The 6,680-nt window shown below is 32.4% G+C and carries 3 protein-coding genes and 1 pseudogene; 1 reads left to right on the top strand and 3 read right to left on the bottom strand.

Annotation, left to right across the window (positions count from 1 at the left end; translation table 11 throughout):
- Positions 1 to 57: 57 nt before the first annotated feature.
- Positions 58 to 413: pseudogene (locus tag ACTHW2_RS09465) on the top strand (transposase); the annotation flags it as partial.
- A gap of 222 nt (positions 414 to 635) precedes the next feature.
- Here ACTHW2_RS09465 and ACTHW2_RS09460 read toward each other — a convergent pair.
- From ACTHW2_RS09460 to ACTHW2_RS09450, 3 genes are read right to left on the bottom strand one after another with little or no spacing between them, the layout of a single operon-like run.
- Positions 636 to 1,844: an MFS transporter gene (locus tag ACTHW2_RS09460; protein WP_442263690.1), complete on the bottom strand. Its 1,209-nt coding sequence runs from the start codon at positions 1,842 to 1,844 to the stop codon at positions 636 to 638.
- Positions 1,845 to 1,869: 25 nt separating this feature from the next.
- The gene (locus ACTHW2_RS09455) at positions 1,870 to 3,516 is read right to left on the bottom strand and encodes an NUDIX domain-containing protein (protein WP_011225462.1); all 1,647 of its coding nucleotides are present in this window, start codon (positions 3,514 to 3,516) and stop codon (positions 1,870 to 1,872) included.
- Positions 3,513 to 6,404, bottom strand: coding sequence for a non-ribosomal peptide synthetase (locus ACTHW2_RS09450; RefSeq protein ID WP_011225461.1), 2,892 nt, complete (start codon positions 6,402 to 6,404; stop codon positions 3,513 to 3,515). Before ACTHW2_RS09450 ends, ACTHW2_RS09455 begins: the two co-directional genes overlap by 4 nt.
- Positions 6,405 to 6,680 lie beyond the last annotated feature (276 nt).

Below are 6,680 nucleotides of genomic sequence, written 5' to 3'. Positions count from 1 at the left end.
ATCAAAGTGATAAGAAAATACTATCACCTAAAAATATCAATTGTTTGACAAAGAGCCGAATTGCTTCGTCTTTCTGAACGCAGACGGGTTGTCTTAAACGACATGGTAGCTCTAGCTCAGCCTTTACCAGAGTATGACATCTTACGGTCAATTCCTGGCATCGCAGAAACCACAGCGACATCTATCATTGGCGAATTGGGAGATATTCGTCGCAGTATACCAATCAAATCAACGATTTTATTGGCATTGACCTGAGACACTATGAATCTGGGAACTTTCTCGCTAAGGAACACATCACTAAACGAGGGAATCCCTATGCCAGTAAAATCTTGTTCAAGTACATTCACAACATCGCTTCAGCTAGTCATACCAATCCCTGCAATATCGCTGACTTTTATGAGAAACGAACAAGACATTTAGAGCTATTTCTAAACTAATCGGCGACCCATCTACTGTCTCTAAAAAAGTATGTAAACACCTTACCATCAAGGAATCAATCAACACTCAAAATGTGAGGCCCGCCCACTTCTAAAACGATTACCTTATGTGTGTAATGGTTGCCCTAACAAGTATATAAATTGTGACTTTACTAAGCAATTTTACTACGCCATCGGAGCTAAAATTACTCTGAAAATTTACCTCAATCTTTTGCTAAAAATCCTATAAAAGAGAAGCGAAATACCTCCTATAGATAAACCAACGATAACAAAATTAAAGATATTTTTAGGGCTTAAAAGAAAAGTAAATGTCATTGTCCCAATGGGCATAAATAAAATTGCAACAGTAAAAATAATCCCAAAAACTCTACCAAGAAAGACATTATCCACATTCTTTTGGATATATGAAAAAAACTGTAAGTTGAACATAGTCAAAAACAAGTTGAATAAAGCAGGATATAACGCAAGCATATAAGCACTTGGAAAAACACAGTATACCATAGGTGTCAAAGATAGAAAAACACCTGATACTCCAAGATATAAAATCATTGTTTTTATTTTCAAAACTTTATTGAGAATACTGCTTAAAGACGCTCCAATAAGACCACCTACTGCTTCTGCTCCTAGGAAAACACCGTATAAGCCAACGGTAACTCTTGGGAACATCTGATTGCTATATGGTAACAACAGATTATAAGCTGCTAAAAAGAAATTAACAATCGCAGATAAAATAACCAAGTACAAAATTTCCTTTTGACTAGCTAGATACCTTCCTCCTTCAAAAAGATCTGAAAAGATTTTCGATAATGAAAACACCTGTTTCCCAGTACTTTCTTCAAGTATGGGACGAATAAAGAGAATAAGCAACCCAGATGCAATAAATGTTATCCCATCTAGACGTAAAATACCATATAATCCTAGTAAACCGTATAGAGATACCGATACCAGGGGAACAACGACTTTAAGTACCGTTATAAACGATTCTAGTAATGAGTTTAGTTTTGAAATATTATCTGCTTCCACCACTTCTTTAGTAAAAGCCTTATAAGCAGGGCCTGAAAATGATGAGAAAAAAGCTAATATAATGTTTGTGATAACCACAGCATAAATCAACCACTGCTGATTAGAAATAAAAGATAAGGCAAGACACAATACTCCGCTTAAAATATCTGTTAAAATGATAATCCGTTTTCTTTGAAAGTTATCAGACAGAACACCACCAAAAAGATTAAAAATCACACTGATGATGTTTTCTAATGTCTGATAAATACCAACTAACATAAGTGACTTAACATTTACACTCGATAAAAAAGTGTTATTCGCAAAGTCAAACATAATATCTCCAACACGAGAAATAATACGGCTCCCTACAAGTAAATATGTATTTTGTTGTTCTTTTTTATTCAAAATAAACTCCTCAGATATTTGTTCATTAGCAGAACTCTTCTAACCATTGCTTCGCAATATTATAGTTATCCTCATCCGAAAGAGTGTTTACTTGCTTAGCTATAGCCATTTCTCTATCTTCAATAAACTTCTTAGCTGTATATAGAATGGCTGCCTGGACTAATAAAATATAATTTCCCAAAGCGGAGTTTACTACAAAATTAGTTGGTGTTCCTTGATTTAACAGATAGAAATAGTTGTCTTCACTTTCATATCTAGTGATTAATGAAGTTTCGACTATTTCTTCATATTCATCCAATAAATAGCTATAATTAAATTCATCATCACTAGATGTTGCAGAGACTAGGAAGGTTCCATCTTTGATAGAGCGAAAATCTAAAATATCTAGACTTTTTGAACCGGTCGCACAAAAAATCAAATCAATATTCTTGAAATCTTTTTCTAGCAAAATGTCGCAACCATCACGTACCGCTTGAATAGTTCTCATGCTATCTTTTTCCAGCACCTTCGGTCTAATACCAAGTTCTCTTAATTTGGTACAGATGCCGTAACCGATTTTCCCATATCCAATACAAACCACTTGCATATATTGCATTAATAAATTTTTTTGATGTAATATATAATCTGTCCCAAAAACAATATCCGCACCAACTAAGTAATCCTCATTCTTCTTCAGGGGATTTCTAGCGACAGAAAATAACGGATATTCTATTTGATCAATAACATTCTCATATTTTTGAATCCCATTTTCTGTATCTTCAATGATACACTCGATAGGTAAGTTTGGAATCTGAGCAATTGAGGCAAAATACCCACCAATGTCTAATAAAATTGTTTTACTCTTTATCCCCAGATAATCTACATTAAAATATTCATCCCTTGAAGCTAATGTTAATCTTACCCCCATATTTTCTAGCTTGTGCCATACCATCTTATCAACAGAGTTTGGTTTAGCACACACTAACAAACGATGCCCAAATATTTTTTGCAATGTCATGATAATCGGTATTGTACTTGGAATAATATGTTGTACAGTAATACATGATATGTCTTCAAACGATGCACCTTTCAGCATATTAGATAAAAAACGTTCTTGAGAAGCTGCTTCAAGTTTTTCAATCTTCTTAATGATTTCCTTATAGCCGTCCATGTCCTTTACATTATCTAGCTGAATCCACTCATAGGAACTCGATTCGTTGCTGTCAATTTTCACATCAACCTCATTTTCAATATAAAATAAATATTGCAAGTCATAATGGTAGTGGGAACGCTCATTCTTCAATTTATTTTCTGGTATCTTATGCACAGAAACATTAAAAGGTATCAAGCTATTCAATGGTTCTGCACATTGATACGTCAATATTTCAGAATCTATCCCAGTCTCCTCAAACAGCTCACGTTTCGCTGCATCTAGCGGGTTTCTATCATTTTTATCAATATGCCCCCCAGGCTGTAGGTATCTTTTTAAAATATTATGGTGAACCATCAATAAACGCCTGTTATCTTTTGAAATAACAAATGCTGATGCTGTAAAATGCCCAATGAAATTCTTTCTATTTATCATCTCTTGATCATCTTTTTCATTAAGCTGTACCAAAACGTTATTCAATTTATCCTTTTCCTGAATATTATTCAGTTGGTACCCCTCTACTATATCTTTATAAATACTCATCGGTTTGTCTCCTCATTTTCCAGTCGTTTTTTATCAATTACTTTTAGCTCGAATTTGCTATCTTTATGCATTAAGTCATAAACACTATTACTCAATAACTCAGATTTTATAACTGCGTATGCAAATCGCTCATGTACAAATACATTAATAAAATTTTTATCAAAATCAACATCAATTATATTATTAATAGTATCTTTTAACCTAAATGCTTCGCCAATGAAATTTATTGATAGAGACAGATTATTTAATCGTTCTTGCACTTCTTTAGCACTCATATCATTTCCTAACATTGCAATTTCATAGTAATCAATACCTGTACGATAGATCTCCAAAATTTTGAAATGAGAGTTTTTAAACTCCTCAAAAGTTTCAGTTCGATTTACTTGGAATGGAATTTTCTTGTGAATGTCTCCTATTAAGTCATACGCATCAAACTGTTCATAATCTCTAAAATCCAAAGATAGACCCCCAGATATAGCAGACAGATTATAGTCGCTTAAAATACACTGTGAGATAGCATAAATTGTAAAAAGATATACATCGTCTCCTTTAATATCTTCTGGTAAAGAAACTTGAAAACATTGAACTTCATCATTTAATTTCTCAAACTCAATAGCAGGCTTTATCTTTGGCAATCTAGCAAGAACATCCCCAGAGACATCATTCTGTAACACCTCCCTTTTAAACTGCGAAAAAGCAACCAGTGAACTACTAGGTACTTCATCAATAACTATCTTTTTTTCGTACAGTTGATATACTGTATCTCCAAGTTTATTTAATGATGATGCATCAATAGAATGATATGGAAAATAAAATCTTACTTTTTTATCTCTTGTTCCCACCACAATAATTGGAATAGGAATCACTTCTATATTATCTAATATTCCTTGTAATTCTAACTCTGTTGGTAAATTATTTAGTACAATAATATTAGGTGAGTAATCTCCTTCATTCACAATACCTATGCTAAATCGAGTTTGCTCCTTTTCGACAACAAGTCTAAATATATCAATTTTATAGCTTAAATATTTAATAATATGGTGCAGCTTATTCAATTCTAAATAAGTCACTTCTTCCAGTGCTAAATTAAAACCAATAACACGATTTTGATTGTTTTTATAAAGTCTCTTTTGTGTCGGGCTAGGAGTAATAATATTTTTCAAATAACGATAATTCATTTTTGTGAGATTATACTCTAAATTAACCAAGTCATGTTCTTTAGTAAAACTATCGTTTGGCTCAGTTGAACGTTCTTGAAAAAATGATTTATTTCTAATATAGTCCACAATCGAATCTACACTCTTTAGCCTATAAAAATCATTTTCTTTAATTTCAATATCAAAGATATCCTCAATCTCTAAATAAAATCTAACTAATTCTAACGAATCCAAATCTGTGATATCAACTCTTTCAAATTTAGATAGTACATCTAAAATATTTTTTCTAACATCATCTCCTTGTTGACTTTGTTTTTTATAATAATATATCTCAAGCATTTTTGGAACATCCAACTTTCTATTCTGATTGAGATAATAACTCTCAACTTTAACTACCGTCGGATTTAAGTAACTAGGTAAACTTCTAATAATATCTTCTTTAATATTCAAATCGGCTTCATAAAATACGACAAGTTTCTTCTTATAAAAAACAACTCGTGATGATTTAACTGATTTAAGTTTATCTACAATAGATTTTACCTCATCTAATTCAATACGAATACCATTTACTTGGACTTGGCTATCTATTCTTGAACTAAATACCAAGTTATCTCCTTGGTAATAAACGTAGTCCCCCGTTACATAGTACCTATTTGAACCTATCAACTTAAACTTAGCTTTATTTAATTCGGGTTGTAGTCTATACCCTTCCGTTACTCCATTACCACCAATTAGAAGTTCTGCCATCTTAGAATTCTCTTTTTGAGAAGCTATCTTTAGTTGAACCCCAGGCAAAGGCTTACCAATTGGAACAGTATTATATTTTCTATCTTTCAACTCATAGTAGGTTGCATAAATTGTTGTTTCTGAAGGCCCATATAAATTAAATACTCGACACCCTTGCTGAATAAGCCCTCTCAACCTATTCGCTAATGAACTAGGAAATGTCTCACCTGCTAGACACAACGCTCTTAAATTCTGGAATACTTCTGGCCCACTAATATCAATAATAGTTTCAGCAAAAGACGGAGATAATGATAAATGAGTTATCTTCTTTTTCTCAATTGTTTCTCCTAGTCGAATAATATTCTGAATCCCACCATCGTAACAAACCAAAGTACCACCCGTATATACAGGTGCCAAAATCTCTGTTAATGAAACATCAAAAGTATAGGGAGTTGTAAATAAAAATTTTGATTCGGAAGTAAACTTCACAATTTTATAAAATTCTTTTACAAGCCAATCTATGTTATCATCAGTTAAAAATACTTTTTTAGGAACCCCAGTAGTTCCAGAAGTACAGATAATATGTGCAATTTCATTCTCTTTAGTTGTAGCTACTTCTTGATACTCACTGTAACTTTCTAATTTTTTGGGTAAGAGCAAAAGAGTTACTGAATGATTTTCAAGTTTAACATCCCTATCACTTATCAACACGTCAAAGACAACTTCGCTAATACGTTCTAATGATATTTTGACCTCAAGACTATTTGTTATAGGTAACGGAATTTTACCCGATTTCATTATCCCCAAAACAACTGGTAAAACATACTTATTTTTTTCTATATAAAAAGGTACAGTCTCTTCATCGCTATTGAGTAGTAGCTGCTTAGCAATAAAATTAGACATCACATCTACTTCTTGAAAAGTAAACTCTCCTCCGCTATACATAACAGCAACTTTAGAAGGATATTGTTTCACCGTATCACTAAAAGTTTTTAATATGGTCATTTCTCTTCTCCTTAATTTGATTGATTATGCACTGTCATTCATAATTTATCCACACACAACAATAAGAATTTCAAAAGCAATTTTCAAAGTTGGCAAAAATTTTACCTTTTTCATCATTTCCCTCTTTTATTTATCATATAATAAACAAAGGCTTTTCGTCACCCACTACAGTTGACAAAGAGCCGATTTTAATTATATGGAAAAGCTGAGAATCATTCCCAACTCCTTTCTTATTTTTTGCTTGGAACTTTCAAAGCGTCTTTAGTTGGAATATAA

The sequence above is a fragment of the Tissierella sp. genome (genome assembly GCF_052089545.1).
GTDB lineage: Bacteria > Bacillota > Clostridia > Tissierellales > Tissierellaceae > Tissierella_A.
The sequence above is the reverse complement of the archived record's forward strand: the minus strand, read 5'-3'. Positions and strand labels throughout refer to the sequence as shown.

What these genes read in the sequence shown, in the direction of transcription:
- ACTHW2_RS09455 (WP_011225462.1), bottom strand. Translation starts at nt 3,516, where the DNA reads ATGAGTATTTATAAAGATATAGTAGAGGGGTACCAACTGAATAATATT.
- ACTHW2_RS09450 (WP_011225461.1), bottom strand. Translation starts at nt 6,404, where the DNA reads ATGACCATATTAAAAACTTTTAGTGATACGGTGAAACAATATCCTTCT.